The organism is Natronococcus pandeyae, from assembly GCF_008122205.1.
GTDB lineage: Archaea > Halobacteriota > Halobacteria > Halobacteriales > Natrialbaceae > Natronococcus > Natronococcus pandeyae.
In genome coordinates this window covers 294807-316618 of the sequence record NZ_PHNJ01000001.1, presented here as the reverse complement: position 1 = coordinate 316618, position 21812 = coordinate 294807, and the positions used below count along the sequence as shown (strand labels likewise).

The following is a 21812-nucleotide window of genomic DNA, read 5'->3' as shown; positions in this document are numbered from 1 at the left end:
TCCCCTATCGGTCCGGTATGGAGGAGGCCACGGACGCTGGCATCTACGCGCAGGAGTCGCCGTACCTCGACCGGTACGTCCAACTCGGGGCTGCGAGCGGGCGGGTGCTTCGCGTTGCGTTTCCGAACACTGCGGAACCGGACGCCGAGACCGACCATCCCGTGCTCGATCGGATCTTCGAGTATCTCGACGGCCTCGAGGAGATCGAGTTCGACGACGTTCAGGTCGCGCTGACGATGCCGACCGACCAGCGCGCGGTGTTAGAGCAGGTCCGAGAGATTCCCTACGGCGACCAGGTCGACGTCCGTACCCTCACGCGGATGACGCCCGAACTCGATTCCGACGACTCGGCGGACGTGAATCTGGTGCGAACTGCACTGGACAACAACCCGGCCCCGATTCTGATCCCCGACCACCGCGTTCGCGACGGCCCGAGCGCCGCGCCGCCGCCGGTCGAACAGAAGTTGCGTTCGCTCGAAGGACTGTAAGGCAGCGTTCGGCATCGAGCGACGCCTCGGTTACCGTCCCACGAACTCGTTTCGACACAGGCAGTATCTCGGTGAGCCGGCACGAACCGCCTACTCGCTGTACCAGGCCGCGTAGATGTAGAGTCCGATACCCGTAAAGACGAGTATCGACGTCGCCAGGTCGAACACCAGCAGCCGGGTGAACAGGTAGACGAACTGGAGCAGGCCACCCGAGACGAGACAGACCGCGGCACCCATGACGATCGACAGCTCTTTTTCGGCTTCCCGGAAGAGGATCGCTCCGATCCCGATCGCGATCACGCCGAAGACGAACTCGGTCGCGTACATCGCAATCACGTCGTCGGCGATCGTCGCGTACAGGAACAGCGAGAAATAGAAGATTACCCCGTACATGATCAGTCGGCGCGTCGACTCCGGCAGGTCGATCGTTCCGTTCATATCGGATTCTACGGGTCGGACCCCTTAGCTTTCGAGGGTTTCCGCCCACTCGAACTCGAGCCCTTCGTGGACGACGAACTCGAGGGCGTTGATGAAGTAGTGTGCGACCACGACCACCAGGAAGCTCCCGGTGACGATGTAGATGGCCGCGAGGACGAACCCGAGGACACCCGTGACCACGATTCCGACGCTGCCCTGCATCCCGTGACCGATCGCGAACGCGACCGAGGAGACGACGGCCAGCAGCCACGGCGAGATCCCGAAGCCGACGGAGAGCGCGCCGATCAGCGCCGCCCGAAAGAGCAACTCCTCGAAGACCGCGATGATCGGGAGCACGACGCCCAGCAGGACGAGCCAGCCCTGGATCGACTCGGGTGCGAGCAGTTCCCGCAACTGTTCGTCGTGGTCGAAGCCGAACCGCGTCGCGGTCGCGGCGCCGAGTTCGTTCGCGACGTAGAGTACGAGGCCGAACGCGGTGCCCAGGAGCAGTCCAGTCTCGAGATACGACCGCGAGAACTCGATCCCCAGGGCGTCGGCCGGCACGCCGGTGTAAACGACGGCGCCGAGCAACACGAGCGCGAACAGTCCCTGTGACGCCGCGACGTTCGCGAGCACCATGCCCGTCGTCAGCGACTCCGGATCGACCCCCCGGTCGTCAGCGCGCGGCTGCTCGCGAACCGTCGGTTCGGCGGGTTCGCCGTCGGCATCGGTCTCGAGGCCGGTGGTCGCGTCGACCGACTCGCTCGTCGAGTCGGCGGACTCGCCGGTACTCGGCGTCTCGGAATCCGGGCTCTCGCCTGCCGGTGTCGAATCCGTGCCGGAGGTGGTCTCGGCCGCGGTGTCGTCACTGGAGTCGGTATCGAGATCCGCATCCTCGAACGCGGACTGCGTGAGGGTGGAAAGAACGAGCAACAACGCGAGGACGACGCCCGTAATAGCCGCGAACGCCGTCCAGTCAGCCATCTACTGCGGACTCGGGTTCGAGCCGCCGGCACCGCTGACGGCCTGCTGGTCGAACGCCGATCCGGTGATCGACTTGAGTCGATCGACCAGCGAGTCCTTCTTCGGCTCGCCCATCAGGGCGACGTCGAGGACTTCGCTGATGTTCGAGCACGGGATGATTTCGATCATCTCGGCGTACTCGTCTTCGATCATCACGTCCTGTTCGTTGGCCTGGGGGATGATGACCTTGCTGCAGCCGGCCTTCGCGGCGGCTTCGATCTTGTGGGTCACGCCGCCGACCGGAAGGACGTCGCCCCGGACCGAGAGCGAGCCGGTCATGGCGACCGACTGATCGATCGGGATATCCTCGAGCGCGCTGATGACGGCCGTCGCCACCGTAATGGAGGCGGAGTCGCCGTCGACGCCCTGCTGGCCGGCCTGGACGAACTGGATGTGAACGTCCTTCTCCGAGAGGTTTACGTCGGAGAACTTCTTGATGATCGCCGAGACGTTCTGGACGGATTCCTCGGCCATCTCCTTTAGCTGGCCGGTCGCGATAACCTGACCCTGGCCCTGTGCGGGCGCGATTTCGGCCATCACGGGGAGCATGATACCGGAGTCTTCGCCCATGACGGCGAGGCCGTTGACGCGGCCCTCGACGCCGTCCTGGGTGACCTGCAGTTCGTAGTCCTTGCGGCGCTCGATGTAGTCGTCGGCGAGCTGTTGCTCGATCGAGCGCGAACGGTCCTTGGCCTGCAGGACGTCGTCACGCGTCGTGTACTCGCGGTCCTCGGCGCGGGCGATGTCGCCGGCCACCCGCACGAGACCGCCGAGGTTCCGGAACAGCAGCGTGAGATGTTCCTTGCGGCCCGCACGGCGCTTGGCCTCGAGGATGATCTCCTCGACGGCCTCGCGCTCGAAGTGGGGGAGCCGCCCGTCGCGATCGACCTCCTGGGCGATGAAGCGGGCGTACTTGCGCCGCATCTCGGGCGTGTCCTCGATGGTGTCGTCCATGTACACCTCGTACCCGTAGCCCTTGATCCGCGAGCGGAGCGCGGGGTGCATGTTCTCCATCGCGTCCAGGTTCCCGGCCGCGATCATGACGAAGTCACAGGGGACGGGTTCGGTCTGGACCATCGCGCCCGAGGAGCGCTCGGACTGGCCGGTGATCGAGAACTCGCCTTCCTGGATCGCCGTCATCAGCTTCTGCTGGGTCCGGACGTCTAACGTGTTGATCTCGTCGACGAACAGCACACCCTTGTTGGCCTTGTGTATCCCGCCGGGTTCGACCCGGTCGTGAGATGGCGTCTCCATCCCACCGGACTGGAACGGGTCGTGGCGGACGTCGCCGAGCAGCGCGCCGGCGTGGGCGCCGGTCGCGTCCTCGAACGGCGCGGTGCGCTGATCGCCGTTGTCGACGATCATGTTCGGCACCATCGCGTCCGTGCCGCGGCTGGTGTAGCGGAAGATGAACCAGATGATACCCGCTGCGAGGATACCCAGCAGGATCTGTCGGGCGAGGATAGCGTACCCGACGACGATCGCGATAATGATCCACATCAGGATCGACCGCATCTGGTTGCGCTTGCGGGCTTCTTCCTTGTGTGCGTCGATAATCTGTTCTCCCTTGCCGGCGGGGACGGTCCGGACCTTCGGCTCGTTGCCGTCGTCCGGGTTGTGGTAGACGAGAACGTCTTGCAGATCTTCCTGGGGCAGGAGCTGACTCATCGCCTTCGCTAGCATCGACTTGCCGGTTCCCGGCGAGCCGATCATCATCACGTGTCGGCGCTGTTTGGCAGCCTTAATGATGATGTCTCGAGCTTCGTCCTGTCCGATGACCTGGTCGACGAGGCGGTCGGGGACCTCGATGTCCGCTGTCGAGTCGATCTTGAGTCCGCCGAGCAGATCGTCTTCGGCGTTCTCCTCGTCGACTTCGACACCCGGATCGACTTCGACAGTACTGCCGAGGTCTTCGACCGTTTCGACCTCGTCGTCGGTCTCGTCGGTACCCGACTCGGGGTCAAATTCCTCGTCCGGGGCGCCGCCGGACTCGTCGGTCTGGTCGCCGTCATCCGTGTTCGGCGACCGATCCCCTTGGCGATCCGGACGCTGCTCCTCTCGCTGGACGTCGTCGGGAGCGGCGTCAGATGCGCCTTCAGGGGAGTCGTCAACGTTCGTATCGTTACTCATAGAACTCTGTTCAGTACCTGATCCGAAGGGATTGCGACTGATATACTTTCTCCATGCGGCGCATTGCGTTAGTACCCGAAATCAGAGACTACGGGCCCAGTGTCGCACGATTACGCCGAGGGGGAATCCGTTCGGTTCCGACGGATTCACCGGAACTGTCCCAATTCCAACCGGTCGGTCGACGGAATCAGCGTGGCGGAAAACTCGCCACGCTTAAGCGCCACGCACAATCAGTGTTCGGCATGAGGGGGTTCTATATCGGTCGCTTCCAGCCGTTCCACAACGGCCACCGCAACATGGTCGCACAAATTGCCGAGGACGTCGACGAACTCGTGCTGGGAATCGGAAGCGCCGACGACTCACACACCGTCCGGAATCCGTTCACCGCCGGCGAGCGCATCATGATGATTACCAAGTCGCTCGTCGATACCGACCTCGTGACCTACGCCGTCCCGATCGAGGACTTAGAGCGCAACTCGGTCTGGGTGAGCCACGTCCAGAGCATGAGTCCCGACTTCGACGTCGCGTACTCGAACAATCCGCTCGTCATCCAGCTGTTTCGCGAGGCCGACATCGAGATCCGCCAGTCGCCGATGTTCAACCGGGAGGTGCTCGAGGGAACCGAGGTCCGCGAGCGCATGATCAACGGCGGCGACTGGGAGTCGCTGGTTCCCGAGGCCGTCGTCGAAGTCGTCGACGAGATCAACGGCATCGAGCGCATCCAGATGGTCAGCGGCTCCGACTCGAACGGAGCGTAACGGCTCTTCAATACCGTCGTTCCGCACTGTGTCCCCAGGAGCGAGGCTGCCGCCCGGACGATCGGTCCGAGACACACTGATTTTGACCGATGGAATCGTACCCTTCGCCGTGATCACGCTCACGTCGGATTTCGGCACCCCGTATCCCGCAGCGATGAAAGGCGTCGTGCTCCAGCGCACCGACGCGAAACTGGTCGACGTCGGACACGACTTCCCCCGACACGACGTCCGTACGGCGGCGTTCTGGCTCCGGGAGACCCTCCCGTACTTTCCACCCGCGACCCACCTCGTCGTCGTCGATCCCGGCGTCGGCACCGACCGCGACGCGCTCGTCGTCCGCGCCGGCGAACACACGCTTGTCGGGCCGGACAACGGCGTCCTGCTGCCCGTCGCGCGTCGACTCGCCGGCGAGGATGATTTCGAGCCCCGCGACGACATCGAGTCGGGTAACGGCCTCGAGACGTTCCTGATCGACGAGCAGCGCCTCGAGCCGGTCGAGCCGACGACCGGAACGGCTCCCGTCGTCCCCGCTGGAAGCGCCGACCGGGGGCCGGCCAGCACGACCTTCCACGGACGGGACGTCTTCGCCCCCGCCGCGGCGGCGGTACACGAGGGCGATCCGGATCGGCTCGAGTCGCTTGCCGTTCTCGAACCGACGGACGACTTCGTCGATCTCGCACTTCCCGAGGCGACCGTAGACGAGGACGGCTGCGCCGTCGGTGAGGTCCTGGTCGTCGACGACTTCGGGAACGTCATCACGAACGTTCCTGGCAGCTATCTCGAGAGCCGAGACCAGATCATCGCGAACGACGACCGCCTTCCCGTCGGCGACACCTTCGCCGACGTTCCGACGGGCGACCGACTCGCGACCGTCGGCAGCCACGGCTACGTCGAACTCGACGTCAATCAGGGACGCGGCGACGAGGCGTTCGACCTCGAGGTCGGCGACCGAGTCGACCTCGAGTCGGCACCCGCAACCGACTGAAGATCGTCGCCGGCGAGATCGATCCCGTCACGGAGTCGTCGACGGATCGATGACGATCTCCCCGTTTGCGTGGACCGTGACGTCACATCGCGCGAACGGAAACGAAACCGATCCCGCTTCCGTTCTGGGGGAGCCGCTGTGCCGGGCGGCGAAAATCGCGTCGAGTGCGTCCGGATCGACCCGCGTCGAGAGTGACTCGATCCTGTCCGGTTCGACGTCGAGTACTGCCGACATAGCCAGGACGAGTGTCGTACTCACTGGATCGTAATCGGCGTTCTCTACCCACGTATGGTAGGTACCACGGTGATCGTCGTAGTAGATGATCCGTCCGGCAGCGTCGTCGATCGGCGTCAGCCGGTCTGACTGAGGAGGCCCGGACATTGTATCCCTGCAGTTAGGTGTGTTAACATTTAACACTTTTGGAAGTTAAAAATATTTGAATGAAGACACGTACGGGACAAAAAATGTTGCTACCAGTAACCGAGAGTTACTCGGCGGCGATGACGTCGTCGATGCGGACGATCATCGTCGCGGCCTCGGTCGCGCTCTCGATGGCCTCGCGCTTGACGTCGGCGGGGTCGACGACGCCGTACTCGAACGGATCGTCGATTGTGACGTCCTCGCCGTCGGTGATGAGGCCGGCACGCCCCTCCGACTCGTGGGCGGCGCGGAGGTCGACCAGCGCGTCGATCGGGTCCTGACCCGTGTTGCCGGCGAGCGTGCGCGGGACGACGTCCAGCGCGTCGGCGAAGGCCGTCACGGCGAGCTGCTTGCGACCCTCGATTCCTGCGGCTGCCGAGCGGACCTTGTCCGCGATGGCGATCTCGGTCGCACCGGCGCCGGGAACGACCTCGCCGGAGGCGAGCGCCGTCGAGACGACGTCGAGTGCGTCACCGATGGCGCGCTCGAGTTCGTCGACGACGTGTTCGGTGCCGCCGCGGACGAAGACGGTGACGGCCTCGGCGGCCGCGCCGCCCTCGACGAACGCGAGGTCGTCGTCGCCGTAGTTCTTGGTGCGGACGCGGTCGGCCGCGCCGAAGTCGGACTCCTCGAGGTCGTCGAGAGCGCCGACGCGGCTGGCACCCGTGGCGGAGACGATCTGGCGAGCGTCGGAGTTCCCGATGTTGTCGAAGACGAGGACGCCCTCGCCTGCGAGGAACGAGCTGATACGGTCGTCGACGTCGTCGGTCGTGAAGACGACGTCGGCGCCACTCTCGGCGAGCGTTTCGGCGTAGCCCTGGACCTCGCTCTCCTCGGCGTCGATGGCCTGGTTGAGCTGGTCGATCGAGTCGATGGCGTACTCGGCGTCGATCTCGCCGGTGCGGACGCCGAGTTCGACGTCGAGCACGGCGATCGAGGCGTCCTCGACCTCGCTCGGCATCGCGTCGTGTGCGGCCTCCTCGTCGATGACGATGCCGGGAACGAGTTCGGTCGCGTTCGAGGACGCACCGACCTGGGTGTGGACGGCGACGTTCTCTCGCTCGACGCCCTCGTCCGTCTCGACGTGTCGGATGGCCTCGACGACCGTCTCGGCCAGCGACTCGGCGGTCAGGCCGCCGGTGCCCTTGCCGGTCATGCTCGATTCGGCGACCTGCTTCAGGATTTCGTCGTCGACTTCGCCCTCGTTGACCTGCTCGGCGATCGCCTCGAGGGCGATCTCGGCGGCCTCGTGGTAGCCCTCGACGATCGTCGTCGCATGGACGTCCTGTTCGATGAGGTCCTCGGCTTCACCGAGCAGGTTGCCAGCGATCACGGCCGCGGTCGTCGTTCCGTCGCCGACCTCCTCCTCCTGGGAGTCGGCGACCTCGACGAGCATCTGGGCCGCGGGGTGTTCGATGTCCATCTCGTTCAAGATGGTCGCGCCGTCGTTCGTGATGACGACCTCGCCGCTCGAGTCGACGAGCATCTTGTCCATCCCGCGGGGTCCGAGTGTCGTCCGTACCGACTCGGCGACCGCCTTGCCGGCCATAATGTTCGACGACTGGGCGTCTCGGCCCTGCGTTCGCTGACTATCCTCGCTCAGAATGAACATAGGCTGTCCGCCCATGCGTCGCTGTTGTGCCATTGTGAATCCTCACTAACCATGTCGTCAGCACTTCTATATAAGCGTTTCCCTCCCTGTCGGACTCTCGTCTTGCGATTACACCGTGTGAACTGCCTGCACACCACGCACGACAAGTCGGTAGCAAAATATATTCGTTCCGAAAAGAGGCGGATGGGATGCTGGAGCTGGAACACGGGTTTCGTATCGTGGACGTCTACGCACGACTGATACCGGAGCGCGAGACGCCGGCTGAGGGTCGAACGATCTCACCGGACCGACTCGAGCGGGAGATGCACCAGGCAGGGATCACGCGATCGATCGTCTTTCCGCCCGCGACGGCGGGGACGGGGTACGTCGCCCCGAACAACGGCGTCGCCAGACGCAGCGTCGACCGCCCGTTCGTCGCGTTCGCTCGGATCAACGGAACCCGCGAACCCGAGACGACCGCGACGGGTCGGCTTCGAAACGCCGTCAGCCGGCGCGCGGACCACCATACGACCCCCGCCGACATCGAGAGATACGCGTACGACGACCGATTTCACGGCTTCGTCCTCGATCCCACCGTCGACGACTACCCCGACGAGGAGGTGCTCGCAGCCCTCGAGGACGTCGAACTCCCGCTGATCGTCCGCGGCGGCGCCGACGCACCACCCGCGGTACTGGCGGAGACGCTCCTCGGCCGATCGTTCCCGGTGGTCGTCGCACACTTCGGCGGCCACCCGCTCGATCGGTCGCTCATGACCGAGATGATCGACCTCCTCGAGCGCTACGACGACTGCTACCTCGAGACGAGTTTCGTCAGGTATCGCGACCCCCTCGAGCGCGCACTTCGTGAGCACCCCGACCGCGTGCTCTTCGGCAGCGCCAGTCCCGCCTGCCATCCGGACGTCGCCGTCATGGAGATCCTCACACTGGACGTCTCGGAAGATCTGCTGCGCCGCGCCTTCTCGAAGAACGCCTGTCGTGTGATCGACGCACTCGCACCGAACGCGGAATCGCGGAACTGAACGCTCTTCCTCGACGAACCGTCGGATTATCGGCGGCTGTTCCGAGTGAGTCGATTTATATCCGTCCCCGAACGTTCGGTACGTATGGTCGCGACACGAGCGGCCGGATCGGCCGGCCCGCCGACGACGATCGAACGGTGACTCCCACGTATGTTACATGCTCTCGAACAGCGACTCGGTTCCCGAGTGGCGTTCCTTCGAACCTACTGCTACGGACTCTGTATGGGGACGGCCGACGCGCTCCCCGGCGTCTCCGGCGGCACCGTCGCCCTGCTACTCGGCTTTTACGGCCGATTGATCGCCGCCGTCACCGCGCTCACGCCTGGGCGTGGGATCGCCGTGCTCCGCGGGTACGATCCCGATCGGCGAGAGCGCGCTCGAGAAGCGTTACTCGAGATGGACCTGCAGTTTCTCCTGCCGTTGGGCGTCGGGATGGTGACCGCCGTCGCGCTCATCGCGGGCGCCGTCTCGGCGCTGTCGGAGTCCCACCCGCTCGCGCTCTTCGGCTTCTTTACGGGGCTGATCGCCGCCTCCGCGGTCGTTCTCTTCCGGAGCCTGACGCTGTCGACGGTCCAGCACGCGCTTGCGGCCGCCGCCGGGACCGGTCTCGCGCTGCTGGTCGCTGCGAACGTCCTCCAGCTGCCGGGCAGCGGTGCCGTCCTGATCTTCCTCTCGGGCGCGCTGGCGATCAGCGCGATGATCTTGCCAGGCATCTCCGGCTCGCTGATCCTGATCCTGCTCGGACAGTACGTCTTCCTCTCGTCGGAGCTGACCGCGTTCCTCCAGTCGATTCGGGACCTCGTTCTCGCCAACGGAACGCTCGCAGGCGTCCTCGAGCCGGGGACGACCGTCGTCGTGTTCGTCGCCGGCGGGCTCGTCGGACTCGTCACGATCGCTAGGCTGGTGCGACGCGCACTGGATCGCCACCGCGGGGTGACGCTCGTCTTCCTCGTCGGACTGATCGCCGGCTCGGTGCCCGCGCCGCTTCACAACGTCGGCGAGGCACACGCCTGGACCTCGGAAACGATCCTGCTGACCGCTGGGTGGGCGCTCGTCGGCGCAATTGCGCTGTTCGCCCTCGACCTCCTCGCCGGCGGCTTCGATCCCGAGTGACGAGACGGGATTTCGCCTGGCGAGCGACCGACCAACTTCGCGAACTCACTACCGACCCTCTCCGCGAACCCGAACGTTATACTCCTGGCAGCTGACCGGTCCTCCATGGAATCCATCGGCACGGGACTCGCAGCTATCGACTGGAACGACCGGAGAGCGGACGTCTACCTCTCTCGCCCCGAAAAGCGAAACGCGATGACGGTCGACCTCATGCGAGATCTGACCGAGGCGTTCGAGCGCATCGACACCGACGACGAGGTGTGGGCGGTGACCCTTCTCGGAGAAGGTCCAGTCTTCAGCGCCGGAATGGATCTCTCGATGATGCGCGACCGCGTCGAACCCGACTCCGAGATCGATCGCGACACGTTCCCAGCCCTGCTCGAGACGATCGAGTCGACGCGACAGCCGGTCGTCGCCGGAATCAAACGGGCCGCGCCGGCCGGCGCGTTCGAACTGACCCTTCCCTGTGACTTCCGGATCCTCGGTCGCGACGCGAAGTACGGCCTGCTCGAGGTCGCACTCGGGACATTCCCCCACGGCGGCGGCACCCAGCGCCTGCCCCGGCTGGTCGGCCTTTCGAAAGCCAAGGAGATCGTTCTTACCGGCGAGTTCGTCGACCCCAAAGAGGCGAAACGGATGGGACTGGTCCACGAACTCTGCGACGACGAGGCGGTCGACGAACGAGCGAAAGCGTTCGCGGACCGGCTCTGTGAGAACGCACCGCTGGGTCTCGAGAACGGAAAGCGCGCGCTCAACGCGGCCTTCGAGATGCCACTCGAGCAGGGGCTCCAGTTCGAGCGGACGCTCGGGCGCGAACTGGACGACACCGACGACTACCGAGAAGGGTTCGAGGCCAGACTCGAAGAACGAGAGCCGCAGTTTCGCCGCGAGTGAGACCCCTCACCGGCGATCGTACACGCGAACGGCCCGATCGTGGCGCACCGAGACCCCGTTCGGGTTTCGCCGAGAGGATCGATCCGTGTAGCGAGCCCGAATGCCGTCACGGAACCCGCTGCCGACGTTCGTGACGACGTCGAGTCCGTCCGAGAGCCACCCCGTGGGCGTCGCGTCGCCCGTCACGATCTCTCGAACGCCAGCGGCGCCGTCGCGGACTGCGCTGCCGACCGTCCGGGCGAGGACAGTTGGTCGCGGACCGTAGTTCTTCGCGAGGCGATAGGAGAGCGCTTGGTAGGTCGCTCCCCAGTCGGCATCGGTCCGTCCGCCGTCGGCTCCGACGTCGCTGTGAGCCGCCATCGACGTCGACCAGGTGACCTCGAATCCGAGACCGGCGACGCGGTGGGCGCAGTCCCGGGTGCCGTCGGCCTCGAGGTACTCGTCGAAGCCGTCGAGCGCCTCGAGAACGGTCCGATCGAACCCAACGTTGTCGCCGTCGAAGGCCGTCACGCTCCGGCCGCCGACCGTCTGTTCCGACTCTCCGTTCGACGTCGTTCCGTCGGCCTCCCTGATCGGACCGGTGACGACGTCGGCGTCGTTCTTGATCGCGTGCTCGACGGCCTCGTACCAGCCGGGTTCGATCACGTACTCTCCGTCGAGGAAAGCGACGACATCGCCCGTCGCCTCCTCGAATCCGGCGTTCCGGGAGACGTTGGGATTTCGTTCGGAAATTTCCACGAGAACGTCCACGTCGGAACGTTCGCGTACGACACCGGTCGTTCCGTCCGACGACGGGCCGTTGACGACGACGATCTCCGTGTTCGCTGGCGTCTCAGCGCTGAGCGCGTCGAGACACGAAAGCAACTGCTCTCGGTCGTTGAGCGTCGAGACGACTACCGAGAGCTCCATACCGTATAGTAGATTGAGCCGAGAATAAAAATAGGGTGGGATTCGATCCCGGAGGCGAAGGCGGGTTCAACGAACCCGCGTGTTCCAGTACGAGACCGATGCCAGGTGGTCGGCGATCGGATGGCCGCCTACGGCTTCGTCGATGGTACGAATCGGGGTGGCGAGTCCGTTCGGGATCGACCGGTAGAGGCCGTACGGGGCGAGGAAGTCGTCCTCGACATCGACCAGCGTCAGGTCGTTCTTCGCGAGCAGGACGCTCACTTCGCTCTTCGAGTAGAGCCGCGACCCCATCGGAAGCGCCCAGTTGTAGACGCTGCGCGCGCTGAACCTGTTGAACGTGTCGAAGACGATCTGGTCGCTCGAGACTCGCCGCATCTCCCGCAGGAACGCCTCCGGATCGTCCGCCAGATGGAAAAATCGCATCGCGATGACGATGTCGAAGTGATCGTCCGGGAACGGAAGCCGGCCGGCATCACCGCGGAGGAACTCGAGCGTTCCCGCGAGATCCCTGTTCTGGGATTTCTTGCGTCCTTGCTGTAACATCGCTGCCGAAATGTCCAGCCCGACGACGTCCGCGCCGCGTTCCGCGAGCATGACGGTGAATCGCCCGGTACCACAGGCGATCTCGAGGACGTTCCGATCCTCGACCGGCATGATCGCGTCGAGTACGGCCTCCTTCTCCCGCCGGTCGATCAGCTGACCGCCCTGGGAGAAGCGCTTATCGTCGTACTCCTCGGCGACGTCGTCGGCCTGGTACCACTCCTGTCCTTTCACACTGGGAGCAACTACAGCGGCCGTGGGATAAAACGATACTGGAGTCTGTCGACGGTGATTCCGAGTGGTCTACGTGTCAAACGCGTAACGTACCGGTCGGTCGACGGCTTTCGACTCCGGTTCGTGACACCACTATTCCTCGAGAAATCGACTGTTCTTGGACTCTCTCACCCGTTGAGGGAGCCATCACTATCGATCGCATACCGAGAGTGAACCAGTTAGCTAGCTGTGATTATATTCCATTTATACCCCTAATACAAACTGGATTGTTCGTATCCACATATAGGGAAGCTTTACCATCGACGATTTCGCTGGAGTAGGTATGAGCATGAGTACCGCGGAGGACCGCGCCGCTGCTGCCGAAGACCTTCTTTCCGAAGAGGAATATCGCGAACGGCTTCGCGACCTGCCACCCAGTGCGAAGCTGGTCGCCAAGGTTCTCGAGACCGACTCCCCGCTCTCGCAGGGACAGTTGGCCGAAGAATCGCTGCTCCCCGACCGGACCGTTCGCTACGCGCTCAACCGCCTCGAGGACGTCGAACTCATCGGCTCGCGCTACAGTTTCCGCGACGCACGCAAGCAGGTGTACTTCCTCAAGCACTGACTGCGACCACCAATCAGCCACTGACCGCCGCCAACAGGCCTTTTTTCGCTCGCTCCGATGGCCGGGTATGGACGTCGTTCGCTGCTCGGTTCCCGCCACGACGCGCGCGCCCGGAGGACGCACGAACGCGTACCTGATCGGCACGCAGCCGGCGATACTCGTCGATCCTGCCGCCCGAACCGGAGAACTCGACCGACTGATCGACGAACGCGCCGTCGAGCACATCGTCCTCACGCACACCCACCCCGACCACGTCGGGGCGGTCGACGCCTACGCCCGTGAGACGAACGCAACCGTCTGGGCGCGATACGGCCGGACGGATCGATTTCGCGAGGCGACGGATCGACATCCCGACCGCGAACTCCGTCCCGGAACGACGATCCAGTGTGACGACGAGCGCGTTCGCGTGCTGGACGCTCCGGGACACGCCTCGGACCACGTCGCACTCGAGGTCGGCGCGGACGGACCGATCCTCTGCGGTGACTGTGCCGTCAGCGAGGGGAGCGTCGTCGTCGCCGCGCCCGAGGGCGACATGCGCGCCTACCTGACCACGTTGCGGCGACTCTGGGCGATCGATCCGCCGGCGCTTCACCCCGGTCACGGTCCCGTCATCGGTACTCCTCGAGAGAGCCTCGAGCGACTCATCACGCACCGGTATCGCCGCGAGCGACGGGTGCTCGAGGCCGTCGAAAACGGCGCCGAATCGCTCGAAGAGATTCTCGAGGAGGCCTACGAGAAGGATCTCTCCGGCGTCCGCGACCTCGCTCGGGCGACCGTTCGCGCCCACGTCGAGAAACTCGCGGTCGAGAGGCGACTCGAGTGGGACGGCGAGCACGCCACGTTCCGTCGGGACGGCCGTACTACACGTCCGAAGTGAACTGAAACTCGAACGTCAACTGGTCGTCCATCCGCACTCGTACGCCACCGAACTCCTCGGAAATCTGCTTGCGAGCCTCCGAACTCGGCTCGACCGTGAGCGTGACGCTGTTGTTGTTCGCGTTGTACTCGATTCTGCTGACGGTGACGTCGAACTCGAAGAGGTTCGGGACCTCCGTTCGCAGGAGTTCCCGAACCTGATCGATCTCCGTCTGTACATCGGCCATCTCCTCGTTGAGCGATGACATTAGCTACCGTACGTCGTGGACGCTCCTAACGGTTTGTCCCTGCTCTGGCCGTGCGGGCGTCGATCACAAGCGACCGGCTTTTGCCGCTCGGTCGCGTCGAACCCGGTGTGCAATCGCTGGAGGCCGAACTCGAGTCCGCCCGCGACCTCGCGATCGACGAGCTCGCCGACGCCATCGAGTCGATCGGCTTCGAGTGTACCCGCTGTGGCGCCTGCTGTACGGGCCACGGCGAGGATGAACACACGGCGACGGTGTTTCCCGACGAGGTCCGCGAACTCGAGGACGCCGACGGAGAATCCGACACCGTCCCCGAACCCGACGAGCGCGACTGGCGCGACGTCGCCCGACCCATGCCTTACGGCCTCGAGGAGCGAGACGGCGACCTCGAGGGCGAGACCTTCGAGTGGGCGCTCCAGACCGACGGCTGCGGCGACTGCGTCTTTTACGAGGAGGACGACGCCGGCGTCGGCGCCTGCGTCGCCCACGACGACCGCCCGCTGATCTGTCGAACCTATCCGTTCAGCGTCGCCCTCGCCGGCACCAGCCAGCCGATGGGCGAGTCGGTAGACGAGGAAGGCATCGTCCGCGCCCACGAGTGCGAGGGACTCGGACGGGACATCTCCCGCGAGGACGCCGAGGAACTCGCGCGCGGCTTGAAAGAACGCGCCGTCCGGGAACTCGAGGAGGCGATCGGCGTCCGGGACAACTACGAACCCGCTGGATCCACCGCCGAATCGGTCGTCGTCCACGACTCCGAGGGCGCGAAACGGATCGACGGGACGCCGATCGAGGGCGAGACGCGGGACCTCTCGGATGACGCGCACGGAACCGATAGGAATTAGGCGTGACCGCTGAATCCGTCGCCATGGATATCGACTGGGACGAGATTACCCACGTCACGAAGGTCGATCCGGCGAAGTCGTTACCGGCGACCCTCGAGATCCTCGAGGGGACCGATATGGTGCTCGTCGGCGGCTCCGACAACGTCAGCGAGAGCAACAGTCTCGACGCGATCGAACGCGTCAAGGACGCGTTTCCGGGCCTTCCGGTCTTGCAGGAACCGTACAGTTCGGACCACGTCTCGACGGACACGATCGAGGCCGCCGACTACCTCTCGATTCCCGCGGTGTACAACGGCGACCGGGAACACTTCGTCGGCAAGCACCTCGATCTCTTCACCGAGGTCGGGCAGAAGCCCGACGAGTTACTCGGCTCGAGCGTGCCGCTCGTCGGCGACCTGATCGCGTCGAAAGGCGTCGAGGCGGTGTCAGAACTCGCGACGAAGGTGGTCGGCGAGGGGTACGTCGTCCAGCACCTCGAGTCGACGGCGGCCGCCGTCTCGGGCGTCGACACGAAGTACACCCCCGAAGAGGTCGCCGGCGCCGCCCTCGCCACGGAAGCGTTCTACGACTTCCCGATCTTCTACGTCGAGTACTCGGGCACCTACGGCGGCCCAGCGGACGTCGAGGCAGCCTCGAAATACCTCTCGGAGACGGCGCTGTTCTACGGCGGCGGAATCAACAGTGCCGAGAAAGCGAGCGAGATCCTCGAGGCTGGTGCGGATGCAATCGTGGTCGGCGACTGTTTCCACGACGATCCGGAGACGTTCCGGGAGACGATTCCGGAGTAGAGTGACTCGAGCGCGGGCAGACTACTGAAAAGCTTATTTCTGATCGGCCTTCGGTGGGCGTGGTACGTACAGGCGGAGGAGGTAACGCTGCGGTAGCGGTTCGAGGCCAGCACCCGCGAACGAGCGAAGCGAGTGAGCGGCCTTTTTCATCGAAGTTTTTGCGCCGAGGGTGAGCGAGTACAGCGAGCGAACCCGAGGCGGAAAAAGTTCGGTATGCACTCACTGAGCAACAGCAGTTTCAAGAACCGCTGTAGCGAAAGCTAGCATACTGCTCACTTCGTGTGCTGTTCCCCGAGCGCGCCCTTCGGGCGCGCTCGGCTTTTTTCATCGAAGTCCGCGAGCGCGGAGCACTCGCGGGCCCATCAGAAATCTTCGATTTCTGAGGACGTTTTTTGACGGGGGTTGAGCGACCGGCCGTAGGCCGGTCGCGATGCCCTCGTGACAAAAGTTCGTCTTTAGAACGTCTCTTCGATGATCTCACCGACGGCGAAGTTCGACTTCACCTCGGAGATTTCGACCTTGACGCGTTCGCCGACGTCCGCGCCGGGAACGATGATGACGTAGCCGCGCTCGACGCGAGCGATGCCGTCACCCTGCTTGCCGATGTCCTCGATCTCGACGTACCGCGTTTCGCCGACGTCGACCGGCGGCTGTGGTTCCGACGGCGCGGTCTGTGGCTGCGATGTCGATGTGGACGCGGACGTCTCCTCTGTTGCTTCATCACGAGAGATGAGCGCGACGCGGTAGACGTCACCGGCGTCGATATCGCCGGTTTCGACCTCCTGTCGTGGCACCTCGATGACGTACCGATCCTCCTCTGCCGAGACTTCCGTACTGAACAAACACAGCAGTTTTTCAGATATTTCCACAGGTAGACCCTCAAGTTTGACTCAGAGTGGCAACCGTAATAGAACTACCGACCGTGTACCGTGGTGAACGATGGCAGTCGACTCACCGACCGCGCTCAGTCCGCCCGCTCGAGCGGTCGCGTCGTGACGACCCCCTCGAGGTCGACGTTGGTCCCGAGGTCGGCCTCGCCGATGGACTCGTAGGGTCGGTTGACGACGATGTCGCCCGCGGTCGAGTCGCCGATTCCGGGGATGACGGTGAGTTCGTCCATCGAGGCGTCGTTGAGATCGAGCGGGTACGGGACGCCGGTCACCGACCGGTAGCCGTGGTCGACGACGGCGACGTCGATCGTTTTGCCGAGTTCGCGCTCGCCGGGGATGCCGACCAGCAGCGGGTACGTGCCGAGCTGTCGCCCAAACGTCTTGCCGTCCTGGTGGTACTCGAGGTGAACGTTCGGCAGGACCGTTCCCGTCGGAGTGACGCGGGCGAGCATCGGGTTGTCGATCTCCTCGCGGACCTGCTGTTTGTAGCGTTTGAACAGTTTCTTGTGCTCGTTGGCGATCTCGGCACCGGTATCGGACATGTCGGTGCCGTCGAAAGCCATCACCTGGCGGATGTTGACCCGCCGGAGCATGTAGCCCTCGTCGTAGACCCGGTGGAGGAACTCGAGGTTGCGCTCGTAGGTCTCCTCGCGTTCGCCCTTGAGCCCGTGCAGGAGGTTGATTCCTGGCAGGAGCTTGGGCAGGCGTTGCGGCGCGTCTTCACCGAAGGTGGGTGCATCCGTGGGCTCTCCACCCGCGCTCGCGCTGTCGGAGGTCCTCGGATCCCTCGGACCTCCCGGCCGCCAGCCGGCTTCCTCGTTGACGATCTTGACCGCCTCGAAACACTCCTCGGCGGTGACGTTCAGGTTGTTCTCCTCCTGGACGAGTGGATCGGCGGACTCGAGGCCGAACGCAGCCGTATCGCCCGGGGTGTTGTGCTCGGCGATGATCCGAATCCCCTCCCGGCTCTGTTCGGGCCAGTTGACGATCGTGATGGGGTTCATGTTGTCCAGGTGGAGCGTCTCGAGGTCGGGTGCGACCGCGCGGATCCCGCCGTAGAGTTCCCGGAGCGCCTCGGGGTTGGGGGCCTCGCCGTCGCCACCGTAGGCGAGGATGTCGGCCTGGCGGCCGATCCGGAAGTGTCGAACGCCGAAATTCGAGAGCGCGTCGACCTCGCCGACGACGGTCGGCGGCGGCCGGAACGAGGGGTTGCCGTACAGCGGTTCGGTACAGAACGAACACCGATACGCGCAGCCGCGGGAGGTCTCGAGTTCGCAGATTAGGTACTCGGGGTGGTTGGGGTGTTGCTCGACGATGAAGGCGCCCTCCTGGGCCCACCGCGAGACCTCGTCGACGTCGCGCATCCGGTTGTTGTACCCCTCGAGTCCGCTTTCGACGAGATCGAAGACGGCCGCCTCGACGTCGCCCTTGGCGACGAAGTCGAAGTCCAGATCCTGGCGTTCGGTCTCGGTCCCACCCTCGTTAGCATCGCCGACGCCGAACTTGACGGGGCCGCCCATCAGGCTGGTGCCGTTGGCCGTCCAGGCCAGTTTCCGCACCTCGTCGGGTTCGGCGGGGGTACCGCCGACGTACTTGCCGGGCACGGTCATGCCGCCGAGATAGATCATGAGATCGGCCTCGTCGACGTCGCGCCATCGGTCGGGCTCGTCGCGCAAGCCGTCGATCGTGTGGTAGGTGATCTGCTCGCGCGGGACGCCCGCGTCGACGAGCGCACCCGCCGCGTACCGGGGGTACGTCGAGATGTACGGCGGCACCCCGAAGTGGGCGGGCTCGTCGACGTAGCCGTCGACGATCGTCACCGACAGCGTCTCGGGGTCAGTCATGGGCTCGGATAGCGCCTCGAGCGGTAAAACGATGACTACACGAAAGCCCTCGCCGGTCGCCGCTTCGCGGCCGACCGGCGACCCCTTTCAGTCCCACCCGAAAGCCCCGCCCTTTCAGTCCCGCCCAGCGGTGGCTGGGTCGGGGAGCCGATACGGCGGTAGCCAAGGTGGGCAGCCGATACAGCGGTCGCCAGCCGGGGCGGGGAAACCGAGTGCCGTAACCCGGACGTTGATAGTCGTCGTGGCGCTACTATCGCGTATGCCACCGACGGAAGAGATCGTCTGCACTGCCGAGGACTGTTTTCTCGACCTCTTCGAGAACCACTACACGTACGACGTCCCCGACGAATTCGACGTTTCGGCCCTCTCGTGTCCGGTCTGTGGCGGCACCGACTGTCTGGAGCCGGTCGAACTCTGAGCGGTCGACCAGTGGCGGAGACGTCAGACGTTTATTTCGCCCATCACAACCAATAAGAACGCGGCTCTCGTACCGAGACGTCAGGACATGTCCAGAATCTACTGCCTGGTCCCCGCCTCAGCTTCTGGTCGCCCTCACCCACTTTGCCCGGGTGATCGCCCGTGAGTTTCAAAGAACTCCGTAATGTCGTCGGAAGCACGCTCTACCGCCAGGTCGGTCGCGCGAACGGTCGCGTCCAGACCCACCGGCCGCTTCCGGTCGATCTCCTCGAGGACGAGACGAGCTATCTCGCCGTCTTCGACGCGCCCGGTGCCGAGCCCGACGACATCCAGGTTCGCTACCTCGAGGGTACCGTCAAGATCCAGATCGATCGCTTCCGGCAGTTCCACGACGGCTACGAGATGCGCTTTCCCGGTCGCGGGATGGAACTCGAGGGGGAGGCCGAACTCCCCGGCGACGCGGTCGTCGAACCCGACGCGGGAACCGCCAGACTGACCGAATCCGGTGCGCTCCGCATCGAGATTCCGAAGGCGTCCGCGATCGAGGACGACCACGACGATCACGACCTCGACGCCACCCACGACGATCACGACCTCGACGCCACCCACGACGATCACGACGTAACAGCCTCCGACGCCGAAGAGCTCACCGTCGAGGATCGCGACTACAGTACCAGCTGAAATGCCTCCACACCGAGGGACCGTCCGTCGTGTCCTCGAGTGCGCACGCCGTTCGTAACGACTAGTTCTCCATCTCGATCGTCATTCCCTCCACGATATCGAACTCCTCGTCACCAGTGAACCGAGCGGGATCGAAGGGATCGATCCCGTCACCACCGAGGATCTCGTCGGCGACGCGTTCGGCGATCGCCGGCGCGCGCATGAAGCCGTGGCCCTGGAACCCGGTTGCGACGTAGAGTCCGTCCTCGAGTCGCCCGACCAGCGGGTCCCGATCCGGCGTCGCCGTACAGAGCCCGGCCCAGGCCCGCTCGAGGTCGGTGGTCTCGAGATCGACGCCCGACAGCCGGTGGTCGACGCGCTCGAGCAGGCCGGCCGCGAACCCCGGTGAGGCGTCGCGATCGTACGCGTCCGGATCCGCCTCGACGTACTCCGTGCCGTCGCCCGCCAAGAGCCCGTCGGCGTGGGGCCGCAGGTAGAACTCCTCGGTCGCGTCGTAGCACATCGGTCCCGAGAGGCTGCAGTCGGCGACGAGCGCCTGCACCCGGTAGGGCTTCATCGGGATCGAGAGCCCGGCCTCCGCGAGCACGCGCTTCGTGTGGGCGCCCGCGGCGACGAGCACGGCGTCGACCTCGTGGCTGGTGCCGTCGGCGTCCAGCACGACTCGAGCGGGATCCGTTCGAACCCGGACGGACGTCTCCGGCCGCAACGTCGCACCGGTTCCGTCCGCGGCCGCCGCGAGACAGGCCGTGTACCTGGCCGGGTCGGTGTACCCCGCGGCGCCGGCGATGCCCGCAACTGCTACGTCGTCCGTCCGCAGACTCGAGAAGCGATCCGCGAGCGCCTCGCCGTCGGCCTCGAGGGCGACGAGGCCGTTCTCCTGCATTCGCACCACCTGCTCCCGGATGGCGTCCGCCCGGCGGTCGTCACCCTCGCGAGCCAGCCAGACGTAGGGACACTCGACGAACGGGAACGTGTCGTCGCCGGAGAGCGACCGAAACCGCTCGATAGCATCGCTGCCGATCTCGGCGTCGAGCGGGTCGGCGAAGGCGTCGTAACAGACCCCCGCGGCGCGGCCGCTCGAACCGCTCGCGATGGGACCGCGGTCGTACAGCGTCACGTCGGCCCCCTCGCACGCCAGATCGTAGGCGGCCGTCGCACCGATCGCACCGCCGCCGACGACGGCCACCTCGAGGTCCTCGCCTCGCCGGTTGAACGCGTCCGCGCCGACGGCAAGTTCCGGCACCGATTCGTCCTCGCTCATCGGTGATCACGCGGCCAGCAGGCCTCGAGCGGGCGGTCGGCGAGCCAGTCGATCAGGGCGTGGAGCCGGTCGCGTCCGGTCTCGAACAGCCGTTCACCCTTCTCCGGGTCGGCCTGGGTCGGCCGGCCGACCGCGCCGCTGTCGGAGAAGTCGATCGTATCGAAGCCGAGCGCCGCGCCGTGGACGGACTCGCCCCAGCCCTCGCTGGCGCCGGCCTCGGCGGCCTCGAGTTCGTCCGGGCGGACGAGGTCCTCGCGAACGTGCCAGAGGAGACTCGACTCCATCGCGTCGGCGTGACCGCCGTCCTCGTCGAAGAGGTCGTCTGCGAGCTCCTCGACGCCGTCCCACCAGTTCCACGGTGGTGCGAACGCCGTCCGGTCCTGGCGTAGCGTTCGTGCGGCCCGTCGGAGCGCCCCCGAATTGCCGCCGTGGCCGTTGACCACGACCGCCTTCCGGACGCCGTGTTCGGCGAGACTCGAGACCGTCTCGGCGACGTAGCGTTCGAACGTCTCCGCGGAGACGTACAGCGTGCCGTCGAACTGTCGGTGGTGTTCGCTTACGCCGACCGGGAGCGTCGGCAGGACGACCGCGTCGTCGTGGCCGGTTGCCGTCCGGGCGAACGCCTCGGCAGCCATGTGATCCATTCCGAGTGGCAGTGCGGGGCCGTGCTGTTCGGTACTCCCCACTGGGAGCACCGCAACCTCGGCCGCCTCGAGTTCGGCGGCGGCCGTCGTCGTCGTGTGCTCGGCGAGCAACGTCATGCCCGCCAGTGGATGCCGGAGGCTCTTATCTACAGGGGATAACAGAACGCGAACCCGG

General features: G+C 65.2%; 24 protein-coding genes. 12 read left to right on the top strand and 12 right to left on the bottom strand.

From position 1 onward, the window contains the following. Positions 1-17 precede the first annotated feature (17 nt). On the top strand, positions 18-488 hold the full coding sequence (locus CV102_RS01635) for an MGMT family protein (RefSeq protein WP_148856095.1): 471 nt from the start codon (positions 18-20) through the stop codon (positions 486-488). A gap of 90 nt (positions 489-578) precedes the next feature. Here the strand turns inward: CV102_RS01635 and CV102_RS01630 are convergent, their stop codons facing one another. The 3 genes from CV102_RS01630 to lonB are packed head-to-tail and all read right to left on the bottom strand — an operon-like array spanning position 579 to position 4058. Beyond that, positions 579-926: a hypothetical protein gene (locus CV102_RS01630; protein WP_148856094.1), complete on the bottom strand. Its 348-nt coding sequence runs from the start codon at positions 924-926 to the stop codon at positions 579-581. A 24-nt stretch (positions 927-950) separates the two neighbouring features. Next, the gene (locus CV102_RS01625) at positions 951-1889 is read right to left on the bottom strand and encodes a CPBP family glutamic-type intramembrane protease (protein ID WP_148856093.1); all 939 of its coding nucleotides are present in this window, start codon (positions 1887-1889) and stop codon (positions 951-953) included. Further along, on the bottom strand, positions 1890-4058 hold the full coding sequence (gene lonB, locus CV102_RS01620) for an ATP-dependent protease LonB (protein WP_148856092.1): 2169 nt from the start codon (positions 4056-4058) through the stop codon (positions 1890-1892). 242 nt (positions 4059-4300) lie between these two features. On the opposite strand from lonB, the gene CV102_RS01615 reads away from it, so the two are divergent. Both CV102_RS01615 and CV102_RS01610 read left to right on the top strand, forming a co-directional pair. Further along, complete coding sequence (locus CV102_RS01615; protein ID WP_148856091.1) at positions 4301-4816, top strand: nicotinamide-nucleotide adenylyltransferase; 516 nt, start codon at positions 4301-4303, stop codon at positions 4814-4816. A gap of 109 nt (positions 4817-4925) precedes the next feature. Beyond that, entirely contained in the window at positions 4926-5801 is an 876-nt protein-coding gene (locus CV102_RS01610) for an SAM hydrolase/SAM-dependent halogenase family protein (RefSeq protein WP_148856090.1), read from the top strand. A gap of 27 nt (positions 5802-5828) precedes the next feature. On the opposite strand, the gene CV102_RS01605 is transcribed toward CV102_RS01610, so the two are convergent. Further along, positions 5829-6182 (bottom strand): HalOD1 output domain-containing protein, encoded by a 354-nt coding sequence (locus CV102_RS01605; RefSeq protein ID WP_148856089.1) that lies wholly within the window; start codon positions 6180-6182, stop codon positions 5829-5831. A 106-nt stretch (positions 6183-6288) separates the two neighbouring features. Continuing rightward, positions 6289-7833 (bottom strand): thermosome subunit alpha, encoded by a 1545-nt coding sequence (gene thsA, locus CV102_RS01600; RefSeq protein WP_148856533.1) that lies wholly within the window; start codon positions 7831-7833, stop codon positions 6289-6291. 188 nt (positions 7834-8021) lie between these two features. Here thsA and CV102_RS01595 point away from each other — a divergent pair, with 188 nt between their 5' ends. The 3 genes from CV102_RS01595 to CV102_RS01585 all read left to right on the top strand — a co-directional run bounded on the left by CV102_RS01595 (position 8022) and on the right by CV102_RS01585 (position 10859). Continuing rightward, positions 8022-8852, top strand: a complete 831-nt coding sequence (locus CV102_RS01595) for an amidohydrolase family protein (RefSeq protein ID WP_148856088.1) — start codon at positions 8022-8024, stop codon at positions 8850-8852. A 150-nt stretch (positions 8853-9002) separates the two neighbouring features. Continuing rightward, positions 9003-9965 (top strand): DUF368 domain-containing protein, encoded by a 963-nt coding sequence (locus CV102_RS01590; RefSeq protein WP_148856087.1) that lies wholly within the window; start codon positions 9003-9005, stop codon positions 9963-9965. Between the two features lie 105 nt (positions 9966-10070). Beyond that, positions 10071-10859: an enoyl-CoA hydratase/isomerase family protein gene (locus CV102_RS01585; protein WP_148856086.1), complete on the top strand. Its 789-nt coding sequence runs from the start codon at positions 10071-10073 to the stop codon at positions 10857-10859. A 6-nt stretch (positions 10860-10865) separates the two neighbouring features. Here CV102_RS01585 and CV102_RS01580 read toward each other — a convergent pair whose 3' ends face one another. Both CV102_RS01580 and CV102_RS01575 read right to left on the bottom strand, forming a co-directional pair. Next, positions 10866-11768, bottom strand: a complete 903-nt coding sequence (locus CV102_RS01580) for a glycosyltransferase family 2 protein (protein WP_148856085.1) — start codon at positions 11766-11768, stop codon at positions 10866-10868. A gap of 66 nt (positions 11769-11834) precedes the next feature. Continuing rightward, positions 11835-12542: a class I SAM-dependent methyltransferase gene (locus CV102_RS01575; RefSeq protein ID WP_148856084.1), complete on the bottom strand. Its 708-nt coding sequence runs from the start codon at positions 12540-12542 to the stop codon at positions 11835-11837. Positions 12543-12864: 322 nt separating this feature from the next. Between CV102_RS01575 and CV102_RS01570 the strand changes: the two genes are divergently transcribed. Both CV102_RS01570 and CV102_RS01565 read left to right on the top strand, forming a co-directional pair. Continuing rightward, complete coding sequence (locus CV102_RS01570; protein ID WP_148856083.1) at positions 12865-13146, top strand: MarR family transcriptional regulator; 282 nt, start codon at positions 12865-12867, stop codon at positions 13144-13146. A 67-nt stretch (positions 13147-13213) separates the two neighbouring features. After that, positions 13214-14023 (top strand): MBL fold metallo-hydrolase, encoded by an 810-nt coding sequence (locus CV102_RS01565; protein ID WP_148856082.1) that lies wholly within the window; start codon positions 13214-13216, stop codon positions 14021-14023. On the opposite strand, the gene CV102_RS01560 is transcribed toward CV102_RS01565, so the two are convergent. Next, a complete protein-coding gene (locus CV102_RS01560) occupies positions 14007-14270 on the bottom strand; it encodes a hypothetical protein (RefSeq protein WP_148856081.1) in 264 nt (87 codons plus the stop codon). The genes CV102_RS01565 and CV102_RS01560 overlap by 17 nt on opposite strands. Before the next feature lie 107 nt (positions 14271-14377). Between CV102_RS01560 and CV102_RS01555 the strand changes: the two genes are divergently transcribed. Together CV102_RS01555 and CV102_RS01550 are read left to right on the top strand one after the other, a co-directional pair. Further along, on the top strand, positions 14378-15112 hold the full coding sequence (locus tag CV102_RS01555) for a YkgJ family cysteine cluster protein (protein WP_148856080.1): 735 nt from the start codon (positions 14378-14380) through the stop codon (positions 15110-15112). A 23-nt stretch (positions 15113-15135) separates the two neighbouring features. Next, positions 15136-15900 carry a heptaprenylglyceryl phosphate synthase gene (locus tag CV102_RS01550; protein WP_148856532.1) on the top strand — a complete coding sequence of 255 codons (765 nt, stop codon included), beginning with the start codon at positions 15136-15138 and terminating at the stop codon, positions 15898-15900. A 455-nt stretch (positions 15901-16355) separates the two neighbouring features. On the opposite strand, the gene CV102_RS01545 is transcribed toward CV102_RS01550, so the two are convergent. Next, positions 16356-16769, bottom strand: coding sequence for a TRAM domain-containing protein (locus CV102_RS01545; RefSeq protein ID WP_148856079.1), 414 nt, complete (start codon positions 16767-16769; stop codon positions 16356-16358). Positions 16770-16864: 95 nt separating this feature from the next. Next, positions 16865-18634, bottom strand: coding sequence for a radical SAM protein (locus tag CV102_RS01540; protein WP_148856078.1), 1770 nt, complete (start codon positions 18632-18634; stop codon positions 16865-16867). A gap of 259 nt (positions 18635-18893) precedes the next feature. On the opposite strand from CV102_RS01540, the gene CV102_RS25710 reads away from it, so the two are divergent. After that, positions 18894-19052, top strand: coding sequence for a DUF7559 family protein (locus CV102_RS25710; protein WP_187432835.1), 159 nt, complete (start codon positions 18894-18896; stop codon positions 19050-19052). Between the two features lie 161 nt (positions 19053-19213). Beyond that, positions 19214-19732: an Hsp20/alpha crystallin family protein gene (locus CV102_RS01535; protein ID WP_233710610.1), complete on the top strand. Its 519-nt coding sequence runs from the start codon at positions 19214-19216 to the stop codon at positions 19730-19732. Positions 19733-19793: 61 nt separating this feature from the next. On the opposite strand, the gene CV102_RS01530 is transcribed toward CV102_RS01535, so the two are convergent. Both CV102_RS01530 and CV102_RS01525 read right to left on the bottom strand, forming a co-directional pair. Next, complete coding sequence (locus CV102_RS01530) at positions 19794-20993, bottom strand: NAD(P)/FAD-dependent oxidoreductase (protein WP_148856077.1); 1200 nt, start codon at positions 20991-20993, stop codon at positions 19794-19796. After that, positions 20990-21754, bottom strand: a complete 765-nt coding sequence (locus CV102_RS01525) for a creatininase family protein (protein WP_148856076.1) — start codon at positions 21752-21754, stop codon at positions 20990-20992. The genes CV102_RS01530 and CV102_RS01525 overlap by 4 nt, the downstream gene beginning before the upstream one ends. Positions 21755-21812: the final 58 nt, after the last annotated feature.